The 25,019-nt window shown below is 61.0% G+C and carries 22 protein-coding genes and 1 pseudogene; 8 read left to right on the forward strand and 15 right to left on the reverse strand.

Annotation, left to right across the window (positions count from 1 at the left end; translation table 11 throughout):
- Positions 1-44: 44 nt before the first annotated feature.
- Positions 45-1,091, reverse strand: a complete 1,047-nt coding sequence (locus Q3C01_RS03305) for an AraC family transcriptional regulator (RefSeq protein ID WP_458143762.1) — start codon at positions 1,089-1,091, stop codon at positions 45-47.
- Positions 1,092-1,226: 135 nt separating this feature from the next.
- Here Q3C01_RS03305 and Q3C01_RS03310 point away from each other — a divergent pair, with 135 nt between their 5' ends.
- The 7 genes from Q3C01_RS03310 (at position 1,227) to Q3C01_RS03340 (ending at position 7,641) form a co-directional block, all read left to right on the forward strand.
- A complete protein-coding gene (locus tag Q3C01_RS03310; RefSeq protein WP_458143764.1) occupies positions 1,227-1,895 on the forward strand; it encodes an isochorismatase family protein in 669 nt (222 codons plus the stop codon).
- A gap of 69 nt (positions 1,896-1,964) precedes the next feature.
- Entirely contained in the window at positions 1,965-2,249 is a 285-nt protein-coding gene (locus Q3C01_RS03315; RefSeq protein WP_458143766.1) for a XapX domain-containing protein, read from the forward strand.
- The gene (locus Q3C01_RS03320; RefSeq protein WP_458143768.1) at positions 2,246-4,123 is read left to right on the forward strand and encodes an amidohydrolase; all 1,878 of its coding nucleotides are present in this window, start codon (positions 2,246-2,248) and stop codon (positions 4,121-4,123) included. The genes Q3C01_RS03315 and Q3C01_RS03320 overlap by 4 nt, the downstream gene beginning before the upstream one ends.
- Before the next feature lies 1 nt (position 4,124).
- Positions 4,125-4,571 carry a DoxX family protein gene (locus Q3C01_RS03325; RefSeq protein ID WP_458143770.1) on the forward strand — a complete coding sequence of 149 codons (447 nt, stop codon included), beginning with the start codon at positions 4,125-4,127 and terminating at the stop codon, positions 4,569-4,571.
- The gene (locus Q3C01_RS03330; protein ID WP_458143772.1) at positions 4,568-5,476 is read left to right on the forward strand and encodes a glyoxalase; all 909 of its coding nucleotides are present in this window, start codon (positions 4,568-4,570) and stop codon (positions 5,474-5,476) included. Before Q3C01_RS03325 ends, Q3C01_RS03330 begins: the two co-directional genes overlap by 4 nt.
- 51 nt (positions 5,477-5,527) lie before the next feature.
- Positions 5,528-6,952: an alginate export family protein gene (locus Q3C01_RS03335; protein WP_458143774.1), complete on the forward strand. Its 1,425-nt coding sequence runs from the start codon at positions 5,528-5,530 to the stop codon at positions 6,950-6,952.
- On the forward strand, positions 6,952-7,641 hold the full coding sequence (locus Q3C01_RS03340) for a YoaK family protein (RefSeq protein ID WP_458143833.1): 690 nt from the start codon (positions 6,952-6,954) through the stop codon (positions 7,639-7,641). Before Q3C01_RS03335 ends, Q3C01_RS03340 begins: the two co-directional genes overlap by 1 nt.
- Here the strand turns inward: Q3C01_RS03340 and Q3C01_RS03345 are convergent.
- The 8 genes from Q3C01_RS03345 to Q3C01_RS03380 all read right to left on the reverse strand — a co-directional run bounded on the left by Q3C01_RS03345 (position 7,591) and on the right by Q3C01_RS03380 (position 17,550).
- On the reverse strand, positions 7,591-8,733 hold the full coding sequence (locus Q3C01_RS03345; RefSeq protein WP_458143776.1) for an NAD(P)H-dependent flavin oxidoreductase: 1,143 nt from the start codon (positions 8,731-8,733) through the stop codon (positions 7,591-7,593). The two genes, Q3C01_RS03340 and Q3C01_RS03345, sit on opposite strands and share 51 nt — an antisense overlap.
- 10 nt (positions 8,734-8,743) lie before the next feature.
- Positions 8,744-9,457 carry an SDR family NAD(P)-dependent oxidoreductase gene (locus Q3C01_RS03350; RefSeq protein ID WP_458143778.1) on the reverse strand — a complete coding sequence of 238 codons (714 nt, stop codon included), beginning with the start codon at positions 9,455-9,457 and terminating at the stop codon, positions 8,744-8,746.
- A gap of 126 nt (positions 9,458-9,583) precedes the next feature.
- Positions 9,584-10,462, reverse strand: a complete 879-nt coding sequence (locus Q3C01_RS03355) for a helix-turn-helix domain-containing protein (protein WP_458143780.1) — start codon at positions 10,460-10,462, stop codon at positions 9,584-9,586.
- Positions 10,463-10,623: 161 nt separating this feature from the next.
- On the reverse strand, positions 10,624-11,799 hold the full coding sequence (locus Q3C01_RS03360) for a [protein-PII] uridylyltransferase family protein (protein WP_458143782.1): 1,176 nt from the start codon (positions 11,797-11,799) through the stop codon (positions 10,624-10,626).
- Between the two features lie 47 nt (positions 11,800-11,846).
- Positions 11,847-13,106 (reverse strand): FAD-dependent monooxygenase, encoded by a 1,260-nt coding sequence (locus Q3C01_RS03365; protein WP_458143784.1) that lies wholly within the window; start codon positions 13,104-13,106, stop codon positions 11,847-11,849.
- Between the two features lie 45 nt (positions 13,107-13,151).
- Entirely contained in the window at positions 13,152-13,658 is a 507-nt protein-coding gene (locus Q3C01_RS03370) for a DUF1127 domain-containing protein (protein WP_458143786.1), read from the reverse strand.
- A gap of 515 nt (positions 13,659-14,173) precedes the next feature.
- A complete protein-coding gene (locus Q3C01_RS03375; RefSeq protein WP_458143788.1) occupies positions 14,174-16,696 on the reverse strand; it encodes a two-component system VirA-like sensor kinase in 2,523 nt (840 codons plus the stop codon).
- Positions 16,693-17,550 carry a cytochrome-c peroxidase gene (locus Q3C01_RS03380; protein WP_458143835.1) on the reverse strand — a complete coding sequence of 286 codons (858 nt, stop codon included), beginning with the start codon at positions 17,548-17,550 and terminating at the stop codon, positions 16,693-16,695. Before Q3C01_RS03380 ends, Q3C01_RS03375 begins: the two co-directional genes overlap by 4 nt.
- Here Q3C01_RS03380 and Q3C01_RS03385 point away from each other — a divergent pair.
- The gene (locus Q3C01_RS03385; RefSeq protein WP_458143839.1) at positions 17,540-17,683 is read left to right on the forward strand and encodes a hypothetical protein; all 144 of its coding nucleotides are present in this window, start codon (positions 17,540-17,542) and stop codon (positions 17,681-17,683) included. The two genes, Q3C01_RS03380 and Q3C01_RS03385, sit on opposite strands and share 11 nt — an antisense overlap.
- Before the next feature lie 166 nt (positions 17,684-17,849).
- On the opposite strand, the gene Q3C01_RS03390 is transcribed toward Q3C01_RS03385, so the two are convergent.
- From Q3C01_RS03390 to Q3C01_RS03415, 6 genes and pseudogenes are all read right to left on the reverse strand, one after another.
- Positions 17,850-18,356 (reverse strand): hypothetical protein, encoded by a 507-nt coding sequence (locus tag Q3C01_RS03390; RefSeq protein ID WP_458143790.1) that lies wholly within the window; start codon positions 18,354-18,356, stop codon positions 17,850-17,852.
- Positions 18,357-18,656: 300 nt separating this feature from the next.
- The gene (locus Q3C01_RS03395) at positions 18,657-19,382 is read right to left on the reverse strand and encodes a response regulator (protein ID WP_458143792.1); all 726 of its coding nucleotides are present in this window, start codon (positions 19,380-19,382) and stop codon (positions 18,657-18,659) included.
- 113 nt (positions 19,383-19,495) lie between these two features.
- Positions 19,496-20,518, reverse strand: coding sequence for a helix-turn-helix domain-containing protein (locus Q3C01_RS03400; protein WP_458143794.1), 1,023 nt, complete (start codon positions 20,516-20,518; stop codon positions 19,496-19,498).
- Positions 20,519-20,821: 303 nt separating this feature from the next.
- Positions 20,822-22,174: a glycosyltransferase gene (locus Q3C01_RS03405; protein ID WP_458143796.1), complete on the reverse strand. Its 1,353-nt coding sequence runs from the start codon at positions 22,172-22,174 to the stop codon at positions 20,822-20,824.
- Positions 22,175-22,416: 242 nt separating this feature from the next.
- The gene (locus tag Q3C01_RS03410; RefSeq protein WP_458143798.1) at positions 22,417-22,755 is read right to left on the reverse strand and encodes a hypothetical protein; all 339 of its coding nucleotides are present in this window, start codon (positions 22,753-22,755) and stop codon (positions 22,417-22,419) included.
- An 836-nt stretch (positions 22,756-23,591) separates the two neighbouring features.
- Positions 23,592-23,972 (reverse strand): annotated as a pseudogene (locus tag Q3C01_RS03415) (alpha/beta fold hydrolase); the annotation flags it as partial.
- Positions 23,973-25,019: the final 1,047 nt, after the last annotated feature.

The following is a 25,019-nucleotide window of genomic DNA, read 5'->3' on the forward strand; positions in this document are numbered from 1 at the left end:
CAAGGACAGTGAAGGTGGCAAAGCAATCCGCAACTACGCTGATCCTACTTGTGGAGCGGCCCGCCCATTTCCCGCTCATGGCCCGCCGTCACGCGCGCGCGGTATTCGCCCGGCGACTCGCCGAACCAACGATGGGTGGCGCGGAAGAACGTGCTCTGGTCGGCATAGCCCACCAAATAAGCGATCTCGGAAGAGCTCAGCCGCGTATCGGTCAGATGATGCTGTACAAGCTCGCGCCGCGTTTCGTCGACAAGCTTGCTGAACGACGTGCCTTCGCTGGTGAGACGGCGCTGGAAGGTATGATCGCTCATATTGAGCGCCGCGGCGATGGTCGAGCGCGACGGCGCGCCGTCCGGCAAATGACGCACGACCGCCTCGCGCGCGCGACGGCTGATCTCGGCCTTTTCCAGCCTGCGCAACGCCTCCAAGGCGATGCGGTCGTGTACGTCTGCAAGTTCGGGGGCGGCAGTCGCAAGCTTGCAGGCCAGATCTTCGCGGGAGATGAGCAAGCCGTTGAATGCCGCGTTGAACCGCAGTGGCGCACCGAAGGCCTCGTCATAGGCCGCAAGCGAGGTCGGCGCCTTATGCATGAAGGCGACAGAGAGGGGCTTGATGGGGCGACCGAGCATCCAACGGCAGAAGGTCAGCATGATCAGCGCCATGTAGTCATAGCGTTGACGGGGAATCGGAGTTTCATTGCCAAAAAGCTCCACGCGCGTCCACTTGCCGCCCTTTGCCGGCTCGAAACTGATCGTGGAGGCACTGCTGACAACACCGTTGTAGCGGATCAGCCGTGCAAGGCCGGTCTCGAGGTCTGGACTCGACATCATGGCATAGCCGACGAGCCCGTAGTGGTCGGTCCGTGGCGTGTCCGGGGTGAACAGGCCGACGTCCGGATTGCCCGAGAGTTCGGCGGCGATCGTCCAAAGCCTGTTGATCCCCTCGGTCGGCCAGCGAAAATCGCCATGCTCCAGATTTTCGATGCGAAGTCCGGCTTGTGCAAACAACGCGACCACGTCGAGCCCCTGCGCGGAAAGCGTGTTGGCGACACCGCGCATCCAGGCCGACGAGGTCGTTCGCTTGTTCAACATTTCCTATGGCGTTCCCGAGCCAGTCGTTTGGCTCTCCCGGATCATTGTTCGCAGCAGCCCCGTCCTTCATATCAGAGCCACACAATTTCCGACTGCACGAACGGCAATCAAATCTGAAGAGCACAGGAGCACCAAATGACTCATATTCTTCCCAGCGGCGGTGGCAAGGCCCTGATCAATGTCGACGATACGGCCTTGTTGTTACTCGATCACCAAACCGGCCTCTTCCAGACGGTCAAGGACATTACCGTCGCCGAGCTGCGCGCCAATGTCATGGCGCTCACCCGGATCGCCACCCTGCTGAATATCCCGATCATTACCACGGCTTCCGTGCCAGACGGACCCAACGGTCCGATCATGCCGGAGATTGCCAAGCTGGCGCCGCAGGCCATCTACGTGCCGCGGCAGGGCGAGGTGAATGCCTGGGACAACGAGGCCTATGTGAAGGCGGTCCGAGAGACCGGCAAGAAGACCCTCATCATGGCCGGCGTCTGGACCAGCGTCTGTGTCATGTTCCCGGCGCTCGACGCCAAGGCCGCAGGGTTCAACGTTTATGCGGTGATGGACGCCTCCGGCGATCCCACGGAATTCGTCTCACGCACGACGCTCGCGCGTTTCATCCAGAGCGGCATTGTGCCGACCTCGACCAACGCGACCATCAGCGAGCTCCACCGCACCTGGCGACGTCCGGAAGGCGCAGAAATCGCCGATATCTACACCGTGGCCACTCCGAACTACCGCGCGGTCATGGAGAGCTACGACAACGCAAAGCGCGTCGGTTCGTCGGGCAAGCAGGCAGCCTGATGCAAGGTTGACGCGTCGCATCTGCCGCCGACGGAGAACCGTCGGCGGTAACCCTGAAGAGGAAGCGTCATGAAAATCTATGTCCTGTCCCTTGGTGCCGGCGTCCTCGTCGGCGTGATCTACAGCCTCCTCAACGTTCGCTCGCCGGCTCCGCCGCTGGTGGCGCTGGTAGGCCTGCTCGGCATCCTCATTGGCGAGCAGGCGATCCCCGTCGCCAAGCAAGTGATGGCGGGCTCGGGGCTATCTGCCGCCTGGCGGCAGGCGAAATGCGCGCCGCATATGTTCGGAATGCTGCCCGGGCGGCAGGCCGGCGGTGAAACGTCAAGCGTCAGCGCGGCGGAGAAGGCATCATGAGCGTTCCCGATATCATCTTCCACCGCGGGCTCTTCACCACGCTTGACCGCACCAATCCAGTCGCCAGCGCGGTCGCCATCAAGGACGGTGTGTTCACGGCCGTCGGCCATGACAAGGACGTGCTGAAGCTGGCTGGGCCTTCGACCAGAACCATTGACTTGAAGGGACGCTGCGTTCTACCGGGATTGATCGACAATCACCTCCACATCATCCGCGGCGGGCTCAACTTCAACATGGAGCTGCGCTGGGACGGCGTCTGGTCGCTCGCCGACGCGATGGCCATGCTGAAGAAGCAGGTGGCGATCACGCCACCGCCGCAATGGGTGCGCGTCGTTGGCGGATTCACCGAACACCAGTTCGCGGAGAAGCGGCTGCCGACCATCGACGAGCTCAATGCCGTCGCGCCCGATACGCCCGTCTTCATCCTGCACCTCTATGACCGCGCTATCCTGAATGCCGCTGCGCTGCGCGTCGTGGGCTACACCAGGGAGACCCCCGCGCCGCCGGGCGGCGAAATCGTGCGCGATGCAAAGGGCAATCCGACCGGGCTGCTGCTCGCAAGCCCCAACGCCAATATCCTCTACGCGACGCTTGCAAAGGGACCAAGACTGCCGTTCGACTACCAGGTCAATTCGACTCGCCACTTCATGCGCGAGCTCAATCGTCTCGGGGTCACGGGCGCGATCGATGCCGGCGGCGGCTTCCAGAACTATCCCGAGGACTATGCCGTCATCCAGAAACTCTCCGACGACGGACAGCTCACGATCCGTCTGGCCTACAACCTCTTCACCCAGAAGCCGAAGAGCGAGAAGGCCGACTTCCTGAACTGGACCAGGACTTCCAAGTACAAGCAAGGCACCGACTACTTCCGCCACAATGGCGCTGGTGAAATGCTGGTGTTCTCCGCCGCCGATTTCGAGGACTTTCGCGTTCCGCGCCCCGACATGCCGCCAGAGATGGAAGGCGAACTGGAAGACGTCGTACGCATCCTCGTCCAGAACCAGTGGCCTTGGCGACTGCACGCGACCTATGACGAAACGATCTCGCGGGCGCTCGATGTGTTCGAGAAGGTCAACCAGGACACGCCCTTGGAGGGTCTGCACTGGTTCTTCGATCACGCCGAAACCATCTCCGACCAGTCCATCGACCGCATTGCCGCGCTCGGCGGCGGTGTCGCCGTGCAGCACCGGATGGCTTATCAGGGTGAATATTTCGTCGAGCGCTATGGATTTGGCGCGGCCGAGGCAACGCCGCCGGTGAAGAAGATCCTGGACAAGGGCGTCAAGATATCTGCCGGCACCGATGCCACTCGCGTCGCCTCCTACAATCCCTGGGTCTCGCTCGCTTGGCTCGTCACCGGCATGACGGTGGGCGGACTGCGCCTTTATCCGCAGCGCAACTGCCTCGACCGTGAGACCGCGCTTCGGATGTGGACCGAGAACGTGACCTGGTTTTCGAACGAGGAAGGCAAGAAGGGCCGCATCCAGGTGGGTCAATTCGCGGATATGCTCGTCCCGGACAGAGACTTTTTCGCCTGTGCCGAAGCCGACATCGCGGACATCACGAGCGACCTCACCGTCGTCGGCGGCCGCATCGTCTACTGCGCTGGAGACTTCAAATTACTTGGTGACGTCGGCCCGCCGCCGGCGATGCCGGACTGGTCGCCGGTGCGCAGCTTCGGCGGGTACGGCAATTGGGTCGGCTCGGACGGCAAGGCTCGGGCGGTGAGAGCATTCGCCATGCAGGCTTGCGGCTGCGCCAATGCTTGCGCGATGCACGGCCATGATCATGCCCGTGCCTGGTCAAGCAGGCTCCCGGTTTCGGACCTCAAGGACTTTTGGGGTGCTCTCGGCTGCGCCTGTTGGGCGGTGTGAGATGAAGCCGAGGACCGACACTCCGTGCTGGACCGCGGCCATTCTTTCCTGGCCGTGGCTGCTGCCGATCTCGAGAACCGCGCTGGTCTCGGCCTTCCTGATAGGCGGGATCCAGAAGCTCGTTGATTTCAACGGCGCAGTCGCGGAGCAGGCACATTTTGGCCTCGAGCCGGCGTGGCTCTGGGCCATCGCGGCGATCGTTGTGGAACTCGGCAGCTCTGCGCTAGTGATTTTCGGATGCTTCGTCTGGCTTGGTGCCGGCGGCCTGGGCATCCTGACTGCAGTTGCCATGCTGGCTGCAAACAATTTCTGGGCCATGGACGGCCACGACCGCTTCATGGCCTTGAACTCTTTCTTCGAGCATCTCGGCCTGATCGCGGGCCTGGTGCTCATCTCCGTGCTTTCCCTGCGCGAACACAGCGCACTCCAGAAGCGAGGCTTCCCATGATTGGCGACCGTCATCTGATCAAGTTCCTGCTCCTCGCGTCGCTGCTCGGTGGCGCATCTGCAGCCGTTGCAGAGGACTTAGAGCACCAGTCGGCTTCCCAAGTCGGCGTCGGTGCGCAATACGACACGACCCACGTCTATGTGGCGTCCGAGGATGTCGAGAAATTCGTTTCCAGCTTCCTCGCCACCTTTGGCGGGCAGAGCACGAAGCAGGTCGTCGCCACGGTGACACCGACGCCCAGCAGCACGACATCGCAGCTCCTGCAGACACCGGTCGGCACCGTCTCCCTGTTCGGCTTCAAGACGCCGATACCCTATCCATTCGGCGCGGAGCGGACCGGATATCTGGTCAGCGACATCGATGAAGCGATTGAGGCTGCCAAGGCTGCGGGCGCCGACGTTCTGGTCGCCACGTTTCCAGATCCGATCGGCCGCGACGCGGTGATCCAGTGGCCGGGCGGCGTGAATATGCAACTGTACTGGCACACGACGAAACCGTCGTACGCGCCGTTCGAGACCATACCCGAAAACAGAGTCTATGTATCTCCGGAGCGGGCCGACGGGTTCACGCGCAGCTTCCTCAACTTCTCCCACGGGAAGGTCGTTTCCGACGACGCCAAGGCGGCCGGCATTGAGATCGGCCGTCCCAAGGACATCTATAGACGCATCCGCATCGAATCCGTGTTCGGCAAGATGACCGTGTTTGTCACGGAGGGACATCTACCATACCCTTACGGCCGCGAACTCACCGGATACGAGGTCGCCAACTTAAAGGATACGCTGGCCAAGGCGACAGGATCCGGCGCCGCGATCCTCGTCGCGCCGTTCGCGTCCGACCAGAGGGATTCCGCGATCGTACAATTCCCCGGCGGCTACGTGGCTGAAATTCACTCGCTGACAAAATAACATTCATCTATAAAGATCGCTGAATGCAGCCTCTGCCCGGTGTTGCTGCCCATGGGAAGATCTGGACTGAACAGCACTGGCATCCTGGCGCGCGCTCCAAGCGCGGCGTGGTTTCTTTGCCTGCTTGCGTCTTACTCGGCAGCGTTTGCCGAAGATGCGGCCACGCGCCCGGACATCAAAACAAATCGCTGGCAGGAAGACTGGTCGGTTCTTGCGAATCCCGCGCTTCGGACCGACTGGTATGATCCGATCAAGTACATTCCTATCCAGCCGGGCGATCAGCACAGCTACGTCTCTTTCGGGATGACGCTTCGCGAACGCTTCGAAAGCGTCAATGCGCAGAGCTTCGGCGTCGGCGGCACCAGGCCCGATAACTATCTTATCCAGCGGCTCCAATTTCACGCCGATTTCCATTTCGACGAGCACTGGCAACTGTTCGTTCAACTCGAGGACGACCGCGCCTTCGGCAAGAACATCATCACTCCGGTCGACCAGGATCCGCTGGACCTGCGGCTTGGGTTCCTCGCGTACGTAAATGCAACCGAGGCAGGGACCTTCAAGGCGCGGGTCGGACGGCAGGACTTCGACTTCGACCTGCAACGCTTTGTCTCTTCGCGGGACGGACCAAATGTACGCCAGTCGTTCGACGCCGTGTGGGGCGACTGGGAAAGCGGTCCCTGGCGCTTCATCGGCTTTCTGAGCCAGCCGGTCCAGTACGACCTCATATCTCCCTTCGATGATACGTCGAATAGTCACTTTCGCTTTCACACGCTACGTGTCGAGCGACAGGTGCTGGGGACCAACGAACTATCCGGGTACTACTCGTTCTATCAGAAGGATAACGTTCGATATCTCGACGCCAGCGGCGATGAAAAGCGAAACGTCTTCGACGTTCGGTTCGCTGGAAAACTCAACCAGGTCGATTGGGATCTCGAGGCGATGGGCCAGACCGGCGTCATCGGTGGCAAGGATATCAGTGCGTGGGGCGCCGGCGCCCGTACAGGCTATACCTTTGCCGGAGTTCCCTGGCAGCCGCGAATCGGGCTGCAACTTGATGGAGCGTCCGGCGATCATCATCACGGCGACAAGGTGCTGGGCACCTTCAATCCGCTATTTCCGAACGGCTACTACTTCACGCTCGCCGGCTTTACGGGCTACGTGAACTTGATCCACCTCAAGCCGTCCTTGACGGTCAAGCCGATCACCAACCTGTCTATCATGGGCGCGCTGGGCTTTCAGTGGCGCGAGACCACCGCCGATGCGATCTACGTGCAGCCCAACATCCCGGTCACGGGCACGGCCGGAAAGGGCAATGCCTGGTCGGGCGCGTATGCACAGCTTCGAGTGGATTATCGGTTTGACGCCCATCTGACCGGCGCCTTGGAGGCCGTCCACTACAAGATCGGAGATACGATCCGGCAGGCCGGCGGCCACGACAGCGATTATCTCGGGCTCGAGCTGAAGTATTCGATGTGATGGCGGCTGGCGCGCAAAACCGGCTTCTGCTGCCACTGCTCCTGAGCTGCACGGCTGGCTACGTCGACACGGCGGGCTTCCTTGCACTTCAGGGGCTCTTCACGGCCCATGTGACCGGGAACTTCGTCACCCTCGGCGCATCGCTTGTTCTTGGGACATCCGGTGCCATAGCTAAACTTCTGGCACTGCCGGTGTTTTGCACTGTGGTGATCGCAACAAGGCTATTAAGCTCGCTGCTATCGCATCAGCTGCGCGCCGTCTTCGAAACGATGCTCGGTCTCGAGATCGCCCTTCTGGTCGCGGGAGCCACCCTTGCGGTGCGATTCGGTCCATTTCGCGATGGCGATAGCTGGCAGGCCATCGTTACAGGTATGGTGCTGGTCGCTGCTATGGCAATCCAGAATGCCACTCATCGTATCTATCTGGCCAGTGTCCCGCCCTCGACGCTGATGACCGGCACGACGACGCAAATCATGATCGATCTGGCCGACCTGGCTCTCGGGAGAAATGAGAAAAACCAACCCAATGATCGGCTGAAAACTATGGGCATGAACGTCCTGGTGTTCGCCCTGGGCTGCGGCGCGGCCGCTCTTCTCTTCATGCAATTTGGCGTATGGTGCTTCGTAATTCCGCCGATCTTAGCTGCCCTCTGCCTTATCGCTCGCGTCGCCGCACCCGCGGATCAGTGAGCTCGCCGTGCCGCCACAGATCCCTCCAAACTTGGCGGCTTCCCGCACGAGGATGTCGATCAACATTTTGGCGGGCATCTCCCGGGCAAGCGCGGCTGCCTGGCCTGACCAAAGCGGCGTGAAATCGGTGCTCCCACCCTGCTCAGCCGCAGCACGCAGCGGCGGCAGCTCGCCCATGGGCAGCGGAAAGTCCGGCGCCGCGTCCGACCAGGGACCGATCTCGACGGCAAGGCGATTGACGAGAACCCTGGCCGGCCGCCCGGAGAACACGTTTGTCAGGACAGTCCGGTTCACCCGCGCATTTCGCAGGGCCTCGCGATAGAGCGGGGGCGTTGCCGATTCGGCACAAAGCAGAAAGGCAGTCCCCATCTGCACGCCGGCGGCTCCGAGCGCGGACGCCGCCGCGATCCCTCGCCCATCCCCGATCCCGCCGGCAGCGATCACGGGCACGCTGACGGCGTCGGCGACTTGTGGCACCAGGGCGAATGTACCGGCCTGCGAGGCGACCGCGCGCTTGTGGTCGGAATCGAGGAATATGCCTCGATGTCCTCCGGCATCGTACCCCTGAGCGATGATCGCATCGGCGCCATGCTTTTCGAGCCAGCATGCTTCGTCGACCGTCGTCGCCGATGAGATCACCTTGCAGCCTGCTGCCTTGACCCGATCGACCAGCCCGGACTCGGGCAAGCCGAAATGAAAGCTCACCACCTCCGGCCTGACCTCCTCGATCACGACGCACGCGGCGTCGCCGAACGGAGCGAGATCTAAGCGCGTCAGCGTTGCGGCATCGATACCCAGTTCGCGATAATAGGAGGAGAGCTTCTCATGCCAGGCACGCTCGCGAGCGGCGTCCGCCTTTGCCGGATCGTGGCAGAAGAAATTGAGGTTGATCGGTTTCGGTGTCGATCGTCGGAGCTCCGCGACGCTCCTCGCAACGAGCTCCGGCGTCATGATAGCGCAACCGATCGAGCCGAGACCGCCGGCATTTGAGACCGCAGCCGCAAGGTCGACCGTGCCCAATCCCGCCATCGGCGCCAGCACGATGGGATGCTCGATCCCAAACAGTTCAACAATCCGTCGGTCCGACCACATGACATACCTCCTACCAGCGACCAGCGGACGCGCCGCCGTCGACATGCATGATCTCGCCGGTGACAAAAGCCGCCCGCTCCAGGTACATCACGGCATCGACGACCTCCTGTGTCTCGCCCATGCGGCCCATCGGCTGCAGGCTTGCGAGGAAGCCATGCGCCTCCGCCGCGTGCATCGGCGTTGCGATCGCACCCGGCGAGACGGCGTTCACGCGGACGTTCCGGGTTGCGTATTCGATCGCGAGCGAGCGGGTGATCGCGTTGAGCCCGCCCTTGGTGAGGGCCGCGAGCGCCGCCGCCAGCGAGGCCATCGGCTGCACGGCGATCGTAGCCGTTATATTGACGATGTGCCCCGAGCCCGCGAGCAGCATTCTCGCCGCCGCCCGCTGCGTCAGATTGAAGAAACCCGCGAGATTGACCCCGACCATCGTGGCGAAGTCGGCCTCGGAATATTCCGTAAAGGGTTTTGCAATGAACACGCCAGCATTGTTGACGAGCGTATCGATCCGTCCGTAGCGCTCGATGGCAAGTCCCACGATGCGATCGGCGGTCCTTGCGCTCGCGATATCGCCATCGACCGCAGCTATCGACGGATCGTGGCTCTTGTCGATCGAACGAGAGCTCGCAACGACGTGATAGCCGATATCACGATAGGCCCGGACCAACGCCGCGCCAATGCCTCGCGACGCGCCGGTGATGACGGCGACCTTCCGTTCGGATTTCATATTCGCTCCCTTCGCGCGATCAGTGTACGACGAACGAATAATTATCACTGTCGACGCAATGCGGCTTCGCATCGCCTGCTCAGTTGCTGTCATTTCTTGCGGTGAACCGGACGCAGATTGTCGACGTCAGGGTATCAGGCTGCGCCGATATTGCGCAGGTGTCCGACCCGTGGCTTGCCGGAATGCACGGGTGAAATTGGCCTGACACGAAAACCGGAGCGCGAGGGAGATATCGGCCAAGGCCCGATCCGCATCGGAGAGCAGTTCCTTGGCGTGCTCGAGACGCCTTGCGCTGACATGCCGATGCGGCGATTGGCCGACGGCGGCCTTAAAGGCACGCGCGAAATGGAACTGGCTCAGGCAGGCAATCGACGCCAGCCGCGACACCGTCAGATCACCCTCCAAATTGGCTTCGATAAAGTCAAGCACTCGCGCCAATCTGCGCGGCTCAAGCCCTTCCCGTGCAGCTGGGGTGGCGACGCCGGACGACGGCGCGTCAACATGGTTCTGGACGAGTCTTGCCATCAAGCTCAGTGCAAGGGTTTCGGCGAGCAGCGCGCCCGCGGAAGTCTCGTGCTCCAGTTCGGACATGATGGCATAGCCGATCTCGGCCAGCAGCGGATCATGGAATCCGCCCTCGTGGCGGAGCGACCTGATCGCCGTCATGTCGAAATCTTGACCCAAATTATCATACGAGAATCGACGGGGCGAAAGGTAAAGATGCAGGATCGCCGGCTGCGGCTCGGACATGTCGATCAGGCCTTCCCGCACGCCCGCCGGCCGGAGCCAGATTGTTCCGCGTTCGGAGACGGTCGAGTCGGTGACCCCGTCCAGCCTTCGCGTGACGACGGACCGACTGCCGCGGACATCAACGCAGATCTCGGCATCAGGCTGCGGGTTGTTCCAGGTAACCGTACCGCTGTGGCTGCGAAGCTCTGCCGTGAGATTCGACCAACCCCGCGTAGCGGATGAGGCCAGCAGCCCGGCATCGCCGTATTTATTCAAGCTGCGGTCGCCTGAAACGCCTGGGCGAGATGCTGACTCTTCGTTTCCACTTGATGGATTCACGGGGACGTTCCCATTGTTGAATGGCACTCAGTAGCCGCCAGCTCGATGGATCAATGTGGCTGGCCTCGCGGCGGACCGCAATTTTCGCCGGCGCCCTATCACGCATTTGCGATCAAAGCAGCCTTGTCGCCAGTGCCGGCTGGTCCGCTCATAGCCGCAAGAACACTCCTCCTGTGACAACGAACGAGGTCCATCAGAAGCGGCCCAGCAGATTTCTGTGGGCCATTCAATCCGAGCCGGCGCGTGATGCTGGGTTGAAAAGATAAGCTTAGACGATCTTCGGCCCGACCGGCGAGTAAATGCAGATGACACCGCACTGACCACAAGAAGCGGTGCGCATCGACAAGCGACGGGTGCGTGAATGACTTTGAATGGAGCGATCCAGGCCCATTCAACAGGATTGCGCGTTGCAAGTCTCGCAGGCCACCGGGGCTACGTTTAAGATCGGGCTCCTCCTCAAAACCTTGCATTTCGCACATTGCTAAGCGATCCCTGCTCGATAGGGCACTCCCGACCGTGTCTCTCCAATGTCCCGCGTCAGGCCCGGACAGGAGGGCCATGACAGCGCTATCGAGGGCGGTGAACAAACCGAAACCGCCCCACAGAAGGCGCCGGTCGAGCAATCCAGAAAGAACAGTGGCATCATTCCGTGCAAGTTCAAGACACTCGCTGGCCGATCGCACCGCGTGATCCAGCTTGAATCCGAGATCCCAAAGGCTGCCGACGACTGTACTGATGCAGGCCTTCATCTCCGGCGCGCAGCCGTCAGCGCAAGCTCGGTTGGTTTCAGGAAGAAGAAACAGCAAGTCGAGATCAGAGCCTGGTGCCAGCTCCGTTCGTCCGTAACCGCCCACCGCAACTGCCGCAAGAGGAGCGACCATGCTGTGATTACGCAGCCCATTGGATATCGATGCAACGTGGAGCAGACCGATAACTGTGCTATCGGCAAGTTTCGCCCGGTCGCGTAGATAGTCTTCGACGGAGCCGCCTGCTTCAAAGCGCTCGCGCAAGATGCCATGCGCCTGCGCCACGAGCGGTCGAAGGAGCTTCACCGGATCAGGCTCTTTTCCCGCGCCTCTTTCGCTCGCAAGGGCGCGTGACTTGTGGCGTATTGGGGTAATGAAGGTCGCTTCGAAATTGGCTCTCGCCAAGAAGTCTGCAACGCGACATCGCCTTGCTTCGATAGCGGCCGCGCCATAATTCGAACCGAACCTCGTCTTGCCATCTTCGTAATTTTCAAGGGATGCCGCAGGAGCTTTTAATCTCGTCGTCATGCTTGCTTCTCACCATGTTAGTTTAGGTAATCTGATTGAAGCTGCGACTATGTGCTCGTGCAGCGACAAGCAGGCCCGTGCAACTGATCAGCCGAATAGCCCGCTATATGCGAATATTCGTGGACGATCGCCTTGCGCTGCTCAAAGGGCGCAGCGTCTTCGAGATTGGCATCGCATTCCGAAAGCCGCGACAGAACGAAGTCGATCACACGTTCTGGCCCACCCTGACGGTTGCTCATGACGACGGCATAGACCTTCTCGCGCCGCTCCCGCTCGTAGGCATTGAGTGCACCGGCCACGTCGCCATTGGCTTCCGCGAGCTGTAGGGCAAGCGATTTCGCATCGAGAATCGCTTGGGCCGCACCGTTGCCGCCGAAAGGATACATCGGATGCGCGGCGTCACCCATCAGCGTCATGCGTCCGACGCTCCATCGGGGCAACGGATTGCGGTCGCACATGGCATATTCCCAGATGTTCTCCGAGGCCGCGGCGAGGGCACGGATGTCGAGATCGGGAATGATAAACTTCTCGAGCATTTTCAGGCAGCGCGTGCGGTCAGCCCTGCCTTGCCATTCCTCACGCCCATCCAACGGGCTGCCGTCTTTCGCCGCTCGATGAACGAACACCCAGTTCGTCAACAACGTATCATCCGTCTCACCGGCGGCTATCGGATAGACGACTAGGCGCGCATCATTCGAGCCCGCTACCACAAAATGCTTGCCGCCGCCGAATTTTGGCCAGTTCGCTGTACCGCGCCACATCAGCCGTCCGCTCCAACGCGGCTCTCCATCATCGGGGAACAAGATTCGGCGGAGCCGGGAATGGATGCCGTCCGCACCTATCAAGACATCGCTACTTGCCGCGAACCGTTGACCCGCTCCCGAAACGAAGCTGGCTTCGATCTGTCTCCCTGTGTCGTGGCAGGATACAAAGGTGCGATCGACATGAACTCTACCGGGGGCTCGCGCTCGGAACGCGTCGTGCAGCAGGCGCTGAAGCCGGCCGCGATGGATCGAGATCTGCGGATAGGACAGGCCCGCACGACGTCCGCGCGGCTCGTCCCACACGGTAAGTCCTTGATCCGTGCAATAGAAGAGATGGTCTGGTGCAATGCCCGACCGTTCGAGAGCCGGAAGCATGCCGATCTCATCATAGGATGCGATGGCCTGGGGCATCAGGTTGATGCCGACGCCCAGTTCCTGGATCGCCGGCGCCTGCTCGAACACCTCGCAGTCGATGCCGTGCTTGTTCAGGAAAAGCGCGGTGGTCAATCCGCCGATGCCCGCACCCACGATGATCGCCTTCATGGTCGCGCCTTCCCTATCCCACTTGCGCTGGATGCGTGTGCACGCCTAACCCCGTTCCGACCGACCTTGCGATACAAGATCGGGCGAGTTGATTGTCGGCAAAGCCGATGGGTTCTGGCCGGCATCGTTCGAGCGGACCGGCTCGTCATCGATTCCAACACTTGCTCGCGGCCGGCGCACCCTGCTTTCAATTTCGCTTCGGGTAATCCCGATATCGCGTAGCATGTAATCGCTCATGCGGGCGATTTCTGCGATGTCGTGATGAGCCGCAAGTTCGGCTTCGATAGCCGCCCTGCCCCCTTTCATGAGCGCACGGAGCCGGGTGATGGCGCAGCGCGCGATCGTGCCCCATCGCGACCTGCGCCGCGACAGAGTTGTGATGCCGTGACTCTCGTAGAGCGATCGTCGTGAATGCATTTCCATTGCAATTTCTCCGTGGTTATTTTTCTCGCCGAAACGCAGTTTGCTTCTGATGCCCGCGCAAGCGACCGGCAGCACGGCACTCTCGGGCGCGCGTGAGTTGCGGCTGATCAGCCCGAGGCCGCAGATCATCCTTGCGCCTCCTGTTCGGGGGCGACTCCCAACTTCTTCAGTCTTCGGCGTCATGATCCGGCGCCTCCCTTTCTGTTGAATGAGCCGGTGGAAGGGCGACGGCCGCTGGTGAACCACCGTGTCCGGCGTGCGGCCGGTCTGGGGAGGGAAACACGTCCAGGTTCAAACGAATGTGTACCGGCGACAGTCGCAACGGCCACACGGGAGATGTGCATGGCATCAAAAGCCGCCGCCGAATTCGTGCACGTCGCGGCGATTGCCAGTCTGGCGAGTAAATGAATGGCCGTACGGCGTATGGCGATGCCCGCCGCGGCGATGACTCGCTTGCTTGTCGACGCCCGGTCGAACTGGATGGAGCGTCGATGCACCGTTAGCGACGGCCGGCGTGATAAGGAATGCGTTGGCATTTCAAAATTCTCCGCAGGCTGATGCGAAGAATTTGCAGGAGATCCGCTACGGCATTGTCTCTGGCGCGGGAAATAAGACTACAGCTGTAATCTTGGTCCTCATTTTGGTCATTGCCTGAAAGATCGAACGTTATCGCGCACGGTCGACGACTGCAGCCGCGCCCGCGCCGAGTCTGTCAGGCAGCGCGACAAGGCGCCGGCCAGGTCCACAGAGGTGAGCGGATCATGAATCACTTCGGAAACACCGGAAGCAGCCAGCAGCGGTGCTTCCAGATCCCGCGTTGAACTCGTCGCCAGGATGATCGGCAGGTTGGGAGCAAGCTGACGCAATTTCGTGGCGAAATCGATGGCGAAACTCGAGCCGGGCTGGTGACACACGAGGGCTGCGTCGAAGCGCCCGGGCACCGCACAAGCCTGCGCGGCCTCCTGCGGCCCGGTGAAGCCGACTCCTTCGTAACCGAGCGCCGCCAGAATTTCCTCGTGCCGCAGCAGGCGCTCGCGGTCGGTCTCAAGCACCAGCACGGCTTCACCGATGCCGCGACCAGCCGAGCCGGACGCACGCTGAAGAGATATCGGTGCAAGGGACGGGACGGATGGAAGCCAGATGTCGAATCGTGTTCCGGCCCCTGGGGTACTCTGCACTTCCAGCGTGCCATTGTGCTCCAGGACAATGTCGCGGGCAGTGGCAAGTCCAAAGCCATTGCCGTTCAGACGTGTCGTGAAGAATGGCTCGAAGATCCGCGGCAGTGTCGCCTCATCCATACCGCGCCCGGGGTCGGAAATCGAGACCACGACGAAGCGACCCGGATTGATCGCGATCTGGCCAATCATTGCGGCATCGGTCATCTCCCTTGTGGCGATTTGAATCTCGATGACGCCAGGCTTGTCCATCGCCTGGGCGGCATTGTTGCAGATGTTCAGGATGACCTGCTGCAATTGCGCGGGCTCCGCCAAAACGACCGCCGTCTCGGACGTTTCGCTCACCGCGATTTCGATGTGGGCAGGCAATGATGGCGCGAGTAGCGACTTCGCTTCCGCGACCAATGTCTTGACGCAGACGGGTTCCCGTCTCCCCTCGCGACGACGTCCGAATGTAAGGATCTGGTCGACCAAATCCCGCGCCCGCTCCGCGCCTCGCCGGATGGCATCCAAATTGCGGCGCGATCTGGCGTCTGGGTCGAGATGTTCGTCCGCCATCTCGGCATGGCCGAGAATGCCGCCCAGAATATTGTTGAAGTTGTGGGCGATACCACTGCTGAAGGTGCCCACTGTCTCCATGCGACGGGCCTCCTGCAGGCGCGTCTCCAGCCGCGAGCGTTCGTTTTCCATGCAATGCCGCTCCAGCGTATACACGATCGTATCAAGCGCCATCCGGAGCAAGCTGAGTTCGCCAGCAGAGGTGATACGACAGGCTCGATCAATTGCGCCGAACCCCAGGGCGACGGCGACACCGTCCTTGGTGACGCGCGTCGCGCACGCCCATCCACCCAGGCCCAGGGCCACACAGGATTCTTTGTTCTCGCCGATCGGCATGCGGTCGACGCGCGGAACATGGATGATTCCATCGGCGGACTGCTCAAACCTGGCCGTCAGCGCCATCGCGCGTCGCGGCCAGTCCGGAGGAGAACTTATGCCCGGCCTGCACCAGACGTGCTCCCGCGGCGCGGCACCGCTCGACACAAAATAGGCGCGGTCACAACCGATGCACTCCGCCATGTCGGCAAGAGCGCGTGTGATCCCCGCGTCGATGCTGTGCGGCTGCGCATTGATGAAGCGCATCGATATGCCCGCGATCACGTGCTCAAATGCGGCACGCCGGCGCAGGGCAATCGCGCGCGCCCGCAACTGCAGTCCGAGATAAATCAGGGCACCGAGTAACGCCAAGGACGTGCCGTAGAGGAGTACACGGTACCGACGCGCCGATGCACGGGCGGCGAGCTGGCGCTTCACGATCAGTGCGCGAACCGCATCCTGCTCGCGGGTAGTCGCCGCAGCAATTAACGCCTTCAGCGCAGCATCGGTCGCCGGCAGCAGGTCATGCAGCAGGCCGCCATGCGCAATCGCCGCCTGTATTGATGCGGCGTCGTCGCCCGGGTCTGGCAAGCGCGCCAGTTGTTCCAACCGATCCTTGACGTCGCGTGCCGCGGCCGGCGATGTGTCCAGCGTGAGGCGCAGCATGGCCGCCGACAGCGTGGTGGCGGCGGCAACGACCGGCGTGCGGTCCGAGGCGGCGAGACGGGCGCTGAACATACCAAAATAGAGGAAGGAGTTTCGCAGCAGTGCATTTCTGCTCTTGAACTGTTCGATCAGGTCCTGCTGCCGATGCGCGCTAGCGGCCAGAACGGCGATTGCTGCCTCCTCTTCTGCGTCGGAACTGGCTGCATCGCGCAACTGATGTACAGAGTCATCGTAAGCGTCGGTCAGGCGCGCCAGCTCATCGTAGTTTCGAGACAAGCCCGCGCGTGCCGTCAATACTTCCCGATTTAGGGCGCGCTCGAGTCTGGAAAAATGGTCGAGTGCCTCGAGCTGCTGGTCAAGGCGCGTCGAGTTGAAGTTCAGCCCGCCTAGCAACAGCCAAGTCAGCAACAGAAGCAGGAATGACACGAATACTACTAGAGGCGTCATTCTCATGGTGCAGCTCCGACCTGAGCGCCGCGATATTTTCCGGTCAAGGTTCCCAGATAGGCAACGACCGCCTTGACTTGCTCGTCGGTCAGCGTCGAGTTCAGCTGCGCGACGCCCATTTTGCGAACGGCGTCATCGAGTGTTGGGGCGCTGCCGTCATGAAAATATGGCGCTGTGGTCGCGACGTTGCGCAGGCTGGGCACGCGCAGAACTTCCGGCTTCGGCGATCCGAGCGGGTGGAAAATTCCGTGTCGCTGAAAGAGATTGCCGCCGATGTTCACGCCCTGGTGACAGGAAACGCAGCCCAGTGATTTGAACAAGTGATAGCCGTCCTGCTCCTGGGCCGACAGAGCCCCGGCGTCTCCCGTCAGCCAACGATCGAACCGGCTATTCGGCGTGATCAAGGTTCGCTGGAAGCTTGCGAGGGCATCGACGACATTCTCGGCATCGGGGCCACTACCGTAGGCGGTCGTGAACTCCCGGCGCAGGCCAGGATCCATGCCCAGCCTTTCTGCGATATCGGAGATATTGGCGCCCATGACCTGCGGATTTTCCAACGAGGCTTTGATGTCCGACTCGATGTTGCGGATCTTTCCTTCCCAACCGAAGCGGAAGCTGAGCGCGGCGTTGAACACGGTCGGTGTGTTGAGCGGAAGGCTCGAGCCGTCGAGGCCAGCATCGTAGCTCGACCTGCCCGCGCCGTTGGTACCAAGATCGTGGCACGACGAGCAACTGCGCGAATTATCGCGAGACAGCCGAGGATCGCCGAACAGACGCTCACCAAGCCTGACCTTCAAGGGATCGATCCGTGGAGGCTTGGGAACGGGAGTGATCGGCTCTTCGGAGAAAATGCTGTTCATTTCAGGCGGCGGCACGAGCGGTTGTTGCGCCGCCGACGAAACCAACAGGCCGCCCAGGATCACGACGCAGGTCATCGCGATCCAGCGCGATCGATGGGCGGCACTTCTCGTCTTGCCGCGCATGGTCAAGTGAGACGAAGCGCTTTGACGTGACAAGCCAGGCGATATCTGGTCAGCGCAACCATGCTCCACTCTCGTTTGGGCCCATTCGCGCCGGGCGCGCGGGGACGTTGAAGTAGTTCGCGCGGGCGCGGCCCTTGCAACACATAGGCCGCGTCCACCACCATCCACTGACCGGGTCAGTCGTCCCGGCCATATCGGATTATCTGTTCTGTCTGGGATCGATGGAGAATTCCCATATCCCGCAGCATCCGGTCGTCGTATTCCGCCAGGGTAGCCACCGCCTCTTTTATCTCCCGCTCGCGACGCCACTTTGCCCACCCGCCAGCGACGGCGCGCCATATCATGGCCGACCAATTAGGATGGACCAATCTGTATCGGTCGACCTCGCGCGCAGAAGATGCGAAGGCGTCTCGCGTAGCCGGCGTCCAGGTCTCAATTGCGGTTCGATCGGCTGCGCCATCACGCTCAACCATCGTTATTTCGGCACGGGCGTGGAGCGAGGCCAGCGAAACAAATTCTCGTCGTTTGCTCCGAGCATGCTTCTGGCGCTGTCGAGCATCAACCTCGTTGGCGATCGTCGTCACCGCCGTCGTTGCAACCCAATGTACCGACGCACCATAGAGCGCAAACCCTTCGACAAAAAACCAAAGCACCGACTGCCAGACCGCGTCGGCCCGGCCCATTGTGGGCCTCCTCGCCGGAAGCGATCTCGCTTCGGAAAGTTCCAGAATTTGCCTCGACCCTTCGGGCAGGAAGCCGCGCCCGTTGCGCGCGCCAATGCTCGGCGTTGGCAAATGGCCCGATGCCGCCGGCAAAGAGGGTCGCCGACGATCAAGCGTGGGCGCCAATGGAAGGACCTTGTGTTTCATCTTTGGATCTCCGTCAACCAATACGGAGATTGTGATGGCCGCCCGTTACGCGATCATCAGCTGCACGGAGTATTCGGCTACGACCGTAACCGCGCTGCCACATTTCGATTCTGCTCAGAAGGGTTCTACCGGCAATGCGAAGACATAACCTATCCCGCGCTCGGTCTGAATCACGCGCGGCGCACTCGGATCAACCTCGAGCTTGCGCCGTAGCCGCAACACCTGGACATCGATGCTTCGATCAAAGATATCCTCGTGCATCCGTGTGGACTGCAATAGCTGCTCGCGCGACAACGGGCGCTGCGGCGCCTCGAGAAACGCCAACAGCAACGCATACTCGCCCTTGCTCAGCGCAACTGGCGTTCCCTTGGAATCAAGAAGCCTGCGGCCGCGCCGCTCGAGCTGCCAACCGTCGAACCTGTATCCGCCCCGCTCCGGATTGTGAGCGCGTGCGAGGCGTCCCATCTCCTGCCGCCTCAGGACCGCACGGACGCGGGCCAGCAATTCCCTGAGGCTGAACGGCTTGATGATGTAGTCGTCTGCACCGAGTTCGAGGCCGACGATGCGGTCGATCTCGTCGGGGCGATGGCCGGTCGTGATGATGACCGGAACGTCCGAATGAGATCGGATCTCCCGCAACATGTCGAGCCCGTCCTCTTGGCCTAGCCGCAGGTCGAGAATAATCAGACTCGGTTCGGCCCCGTTCAGATGGCGAGTAAGCTCGGTTCGATTTGAGGCCGGCTTCGTCGGGATATTGTGATCTTCAAGGTATCTGATCACCAATTGCCGCAACGAAGGATCGTCATCAACAACAAGGATATGGCCAGCATCGGCAAGCATAAATCTGGTCTCTCAACTTTTCTTATTGGACTATGACCCCCGCAATTCGAACTTCCGGCAAATCCCTGCCCTCATGCCCGCCGCCCAATCGGACAGCGATCAAGCCGTCGTATCTAGGACGTCCCAAAACGGACGTCGCGTGCCCAGAACGCACTTTCTGCGGTACCAGCGCGCACGGCGCCCTCTCCCGGATGGGCGCCGGGCGAATAGCCAAACCGCTTGCGGAATCTCCGCGCAAAATGCGCATAATCGCGAAAGCCGCAGGCGTAGGCGACCTCGCTCAAAGGTTGATCGGCGCCCTTTAGCGCCCGGCGGTGGAGAAGATAAGCAGCATGGTCCAGGCGATGCGAATAGATGAATTCGCTGCATGTCGTCATGCGCTCGGTGAAAAGCTTCTGGAGGTAGCGCAGCGAAATTCCAACTTCGCTGGCCAACTCGGCGGGGCCGAAATCCGGATCCGCAAGACCATCCTTCACCGCGCCGGTGATGCGCGCGAACAGCTTGTCCGCTGAGCGTGAGAAGGGTCGCAGATCGGACGGCGCAAATAGCGCGCCGACCAGGTCGTAGACGGCGAACTGCATGTAGAGATCGGCGGACGATAACGCGGCTTCCATATCTGCATCACGAATGAGGTCGAAGAGCAGACGACTGGTGCGCGTTACCTGCCTGCTAACCACCCCTTGCGGCTCGAATCCCAAGTGAGAGCGCAGCGCTCTGCGCGGCAGCCTAAGCGTCAGCCACTCCGGGCTGCTGAAGCGGGAGAGATAAGTCACTGGCCGCGCCGCATCGACGAGCGCAACATCGCCTACCGCGAGTTGTGCCGCCTGATCGATCTGGCTCATTTCCGTCTGCCCGGCGACTTGGAACATCAAGAGGTAATGATCCGCGCCATCGCAGCGAACATCGCGGTAACTCCGCTCTACTTGGTGATCAGGGTAGCTTGGGTCTGCCGATCCCCACCTGATCTTAACCGAGGTTGCCTCAAGCCCGCATGCATTGAAGGGACGGATCAAGCCGGCAAAGGCATTCGGCGTCGTGACCTCGACGTCGCGCCCGCAATTTGATCGAAGCAATGCTCGCCACGCGTCGAAATCCAAAACAGGCGCGCCGTCGAGATCGTCACACTGAAGCATCATTGCCTCCGTCCGAGTTGAGGGCGGTATCTATGGGTTCCGGCAACATCTTGCTGCGATGAACCGCGTAAAGTCTCGGGGATGTGATGAAATGTGATCAGTTTGCCATGGGCTGCATACCTTGCGCGTCCCTAAAGGAACGCCTCGTGAGGCATCGGGCAAGTGGTCGGCTATTCATAGATCCAAAGGCCGCGGTCATCCGCGGGCGCGCCCGCGGATGACCCAGAACCGGCATAGTGCGCAGCGGCTACAACTGGCGGATGTTGCGTTACAACCGTAACGTCACCGCTGTCGGATATTGGAAGCCTAACGGATGCCGACACGGCGGCGCGTGACCACGGTCGCTGTGGCCCGCCGCGCGGCCGCCTGTTTCGGCGCATGCGCGAGCTCGCCAATGATCCGAAGAATCTCGGCGCGCGTATTGATCTCATCGAACTCGTCGGCCATCGACGACGCCTGCCTCCGATAGGTCGGGCTATCGAGCACGGTTCGAACGGCGTGGCGCAATGCGTCAGGCGTCGGCTCGTTGGTCGCCAGATCGATCCCTACACCGGACCATGCGACGCGCGCGTTCACGTCTGCCTTGTCTTCCGTTAGCCCAGCGGTGACCAGCGGAATGCCGAAGCTCATCGCCTGGTTGACGCTGCCGTAGCCGCCATTGGTAACGAATGCGTCGACCTTGGGTAGTATCCATTCGAACGGCAGATATTGGGCAAGGCGCGCGTTGGCCGGAATTGGACCCGGAATGGCGTCGACGGGGCGGCCGCCTGCAGTGGCGACGACGAGAAGGTCAGGCTCATCGGCGAGCGCGGCCAACGTCGGCGCAATCAGCAGGCCGAAATTGTGGTTGGCCAGTGTTCCCTGCGTTACCAGCACCACCTTGCGCGAGCCGTCGAGCTCGTGGGCCCAGGGTGGCAGCGGCGCCTGATCCGGAATGAGCGGAGGCCGCCCAACGAAACGTACCGAGGCCGGAAAAGTGCGCGGAAACTCGAAGCTCGGAACGGTGAGCTGTAGATAAGCATCGGCGAGTTCGACGACCGAATCGAACATGGGCATCGACAACGGCCCGACACCCATGGTCTGCAGAAATCTGTTCAGCCTATCGCCCACCGGGTGATAGAGGTGCTCGTCATGTTCACGATAAACCGCTGCATAGTCGTCACGCTGCGCCTGCGTGGTGGCAGGATGCAAACCGGCAAAATTCGGCGCGCCATCCTCGCGGCGCCAATGCAGGAACGATGTGCCGCACAGCGCAATCGGCGGCCGCTTCGCTCGTGGTCCGAGCAGCATGGGCAAGACCCCGAACAGCATGTCGTCGCCGATGATGATTTCGGCGGGGAAATCCTGCAGCACCTGCTGTATGCCCTTGTGCTGGCCGGGAATGGCGTCGACGAATACCCGCTCCATGGCGACGCGGAACCAATCCAACCCCGGCGGAATGGTTTTCAATTCGGGAGCCACCGTCGCGAAGTCGCGCAGGTCGAAATCCGCGCCGGCCGGAAACGCGTAAAATCTTGCGCCGATGCGTTCGATGGGACTGCGCAGAGCACTCCCCGACAGAAAGGCAACCTCATGGCCTTCGGCGATCAGGAAACGTCCGATCGCAAGCAGCGGATTGAGATGGCCGGTGGCGGGAGTCGAAGCAAGGAGGATTTTCATGTGACCTGTCACTCTCGTTGGTGAAACCAGCCGCTGTTCGGATGCCCGAAGGGGCGGCTCATGCAAGGCACAGGATGGCGTCTCGCAATTACGCCGCGACTTCAAGAGCGTCCGAAATGGTTACGGCCGCAATGCGGGATAGCTTTGGGAAGGCGCGCAACCGCTTGCTCGACAAGAGGGCCAGCGACAAAGCATGACTTTGAAATTCGAGAAGCCGGCGGCCGCCGATTATTGCCACGATGCTAGTCACAGGCAGCGAGAAGAGTCTCACGGATCGCTTCCAGAAGGCCTGAGATCGGCTCGTAACTCTGATGAACTGTACGGAGCCTGCCGGCAAACGTGCCGACGCCGATCGTTTGTCGGTCGGACGGAAGATTGGTCAACAGCGCCGGCCCCCAGACCGCCTTGAGCTTTAGAGAGCCGTATTCAACCGCAAGCGGCAGAACACCGAGATTCGAAATGACTGCGGAGCTCTGTAGCAGGGAAGCAAACAACGCGGCCACGCTCTCCTTGCCTGCGGTCGGCGGTATCTCGGCTGCGATCCATTGCATCATTCCGGCCACGGCCGCGGGTGAGCGCATCGTCCCGAGGTGCTCTACGAAAATGCACGGGAAAGGCAAGCGAGTAGAGATGGAAGAATCTCTCGCCGCAGCCGAGCGGGCGGATTGGAGCGGATTCTCGTCTCTCCGCCGCCACCAATCCAACCAGGTTGCTGCCCGCGACCGTTTCGTCGCCTGCCGTCATTACCTCAGCAACCGTGGCAGATGATAAGCTTGCGATCGATGGCTGCGTCCTCGTCAGTGAGGCGCTCGAGCTCACCGTGACTCTGCGACGGCACATCGCGCGCTTGCGGTTGGCGGTGCCCGACCGGCGCCCGGCCGATCAATCGGGTGTCTTGCGTCAGTGAGAACGGCGCGGTTGCAGCGGTAGAGTATTCGGCGGATGATCTCGCAACTCCCACCGTTTGCGCGATGGCCCCGCGACTGCCGAGTAGGGCCAGCACTGCTAGTGTCCTGATTAGGTTTCGCATGTTCACCTCTCCTGAAATCTGCGCGTCGCCAGTTGTGACGCCGCCGACGTGAGTCTTGAGGTGCTCACCTTGCGAAGGTGAGATTACGAACGGATGTTGTGAGCGCGCGAAACGACTACAGCCGTAATATGCCGCACGCACTTCGCCTGCCTTAAAACGCCTGCGTCACTAAAAGGAGCCGCTATACTTGCTGACTTCAGATTTTTCGTTGGCGACTTCGATCGAAGCGTCGTCGATAGTCTGCATCTGTACGGGGCAAGGCATGCCCACTTTCCAGCGGATCAGAAATCATCGCAAGACGGCGCTGACATGCCGGCGGATACAGGCAGTAGCTTCACGACATCGGTCACGCGCCGACGGCCTCCCGTTGATGGCGCCAGTTTGGCGTTAGGACGCTAAGACAGCGCTCGCCGCCTTACGAATGACATCGAGCACCACATCTGGCTTCGAGAGCATCGGGACGTGGGAGGTAGCAACTTCAGTGGTTGCGGCTTTCATGCGATGGGACACAAAACGTTGCAGATCAGGATGAACCGTCTGGTCCTGCGTGGCCAGTACATACCAGCTAGGCTTGGACTTCCACGACGTGCCCTCGACCTTCTGGTTGAAAAGATCTGCGATGGGTGCGGCCTGCGTTGCATACACCAGCTTCTGCTCTGCCTCGGACAGACCTCCCGCAAAATGCCTTACCCCGCTCTTCTTGAGCCAGACACGCGCTTCCGCCACTTCGATATCAGCCCAGAGGCCATGAGCGAAAACGATGCTTGGTTTAGTCACGATGGTCTCCGTCGATTGAGTGAAAACGAGTTGACCTGAGCGCCTGACGCAGACTGAACTTCGGCCCTGTCGCCTTGTCGATAATGTAAAAAAAAGTAAAAGAAGGGGGCAACAATCAAGCGAACGCGAAAAACGACGCTTTTCGGTTTAGCCGTCTGAACCGATCACTTGGAAAACGCTGGGGGCGATCCAACCATATCTTTTGGCGTGGCCGTCGCCCCTAAACTGACCGAACGGGAGCCGGGAATGTTGGATCGCAGATCACCCCGACAGCGATCCCAATCAAGGAAGGATGCTTTCCGGCGGGCGCGACACCTGTGAAGCAGCGGTGTGTCGCAGAGCTGTGCATCAGCTCCCCAGCCAGCCAGTTTCGTCAGTGTTTTCAGCCTGGGCGGGCGATGTGGCTGGGGCGGGAGGGATCGAACCTCCGAATGGCGGAATCAAAATCCGCTGAATACACGAGCAAAATCAATGACCCTTCTGAATTTCCTTCTCCGTTCACCCATTGACGGTACTAGGGAATTTCCCGCGTTCAGAATGATTTAGCGGTTCGGTATTGCAACGAGCAGGCGACGAACGCCTGGGATCAGGTGTGGGGAAGGCCTGATCATCTCCATTGGTTTGTATTGCGATCGAAGCTCGCACGGCTCATCGATCCGGTGGGGCGAGCTCGGACTACTAGGGTGGCTAGCCTCAACTACAGTAGGGCGGCATTTGAACGCTATATCCCACTGTGCGGTCATCTGTCGGGGGTTCGAGTCGCTGGAGCGCTACCGCCTTTCCCCACACCAACCAAACCTACGATACGTCATCCAATCCTCGCAATGAGGTGTCCATCGTCGCCTGAGCGACAGCATCTACTCTCAAAATAGACGTTGAACAACCTCACCACGACTATGGCGGAGAGTGTCAGTCAATCTCCATTGAAAGACAAAGCATTCTCGACTTTTCTGGGCCAAAACCTACAATTTCAGCTACGCCGAAAAATGGGATCTCGCGACTGGAGACGCAACCACCGATACCGACATTCGTTGAACG

It is taken from the genome of Bradyrhizobium sp. UFLA05-109 (assembly GCF_054185165.1).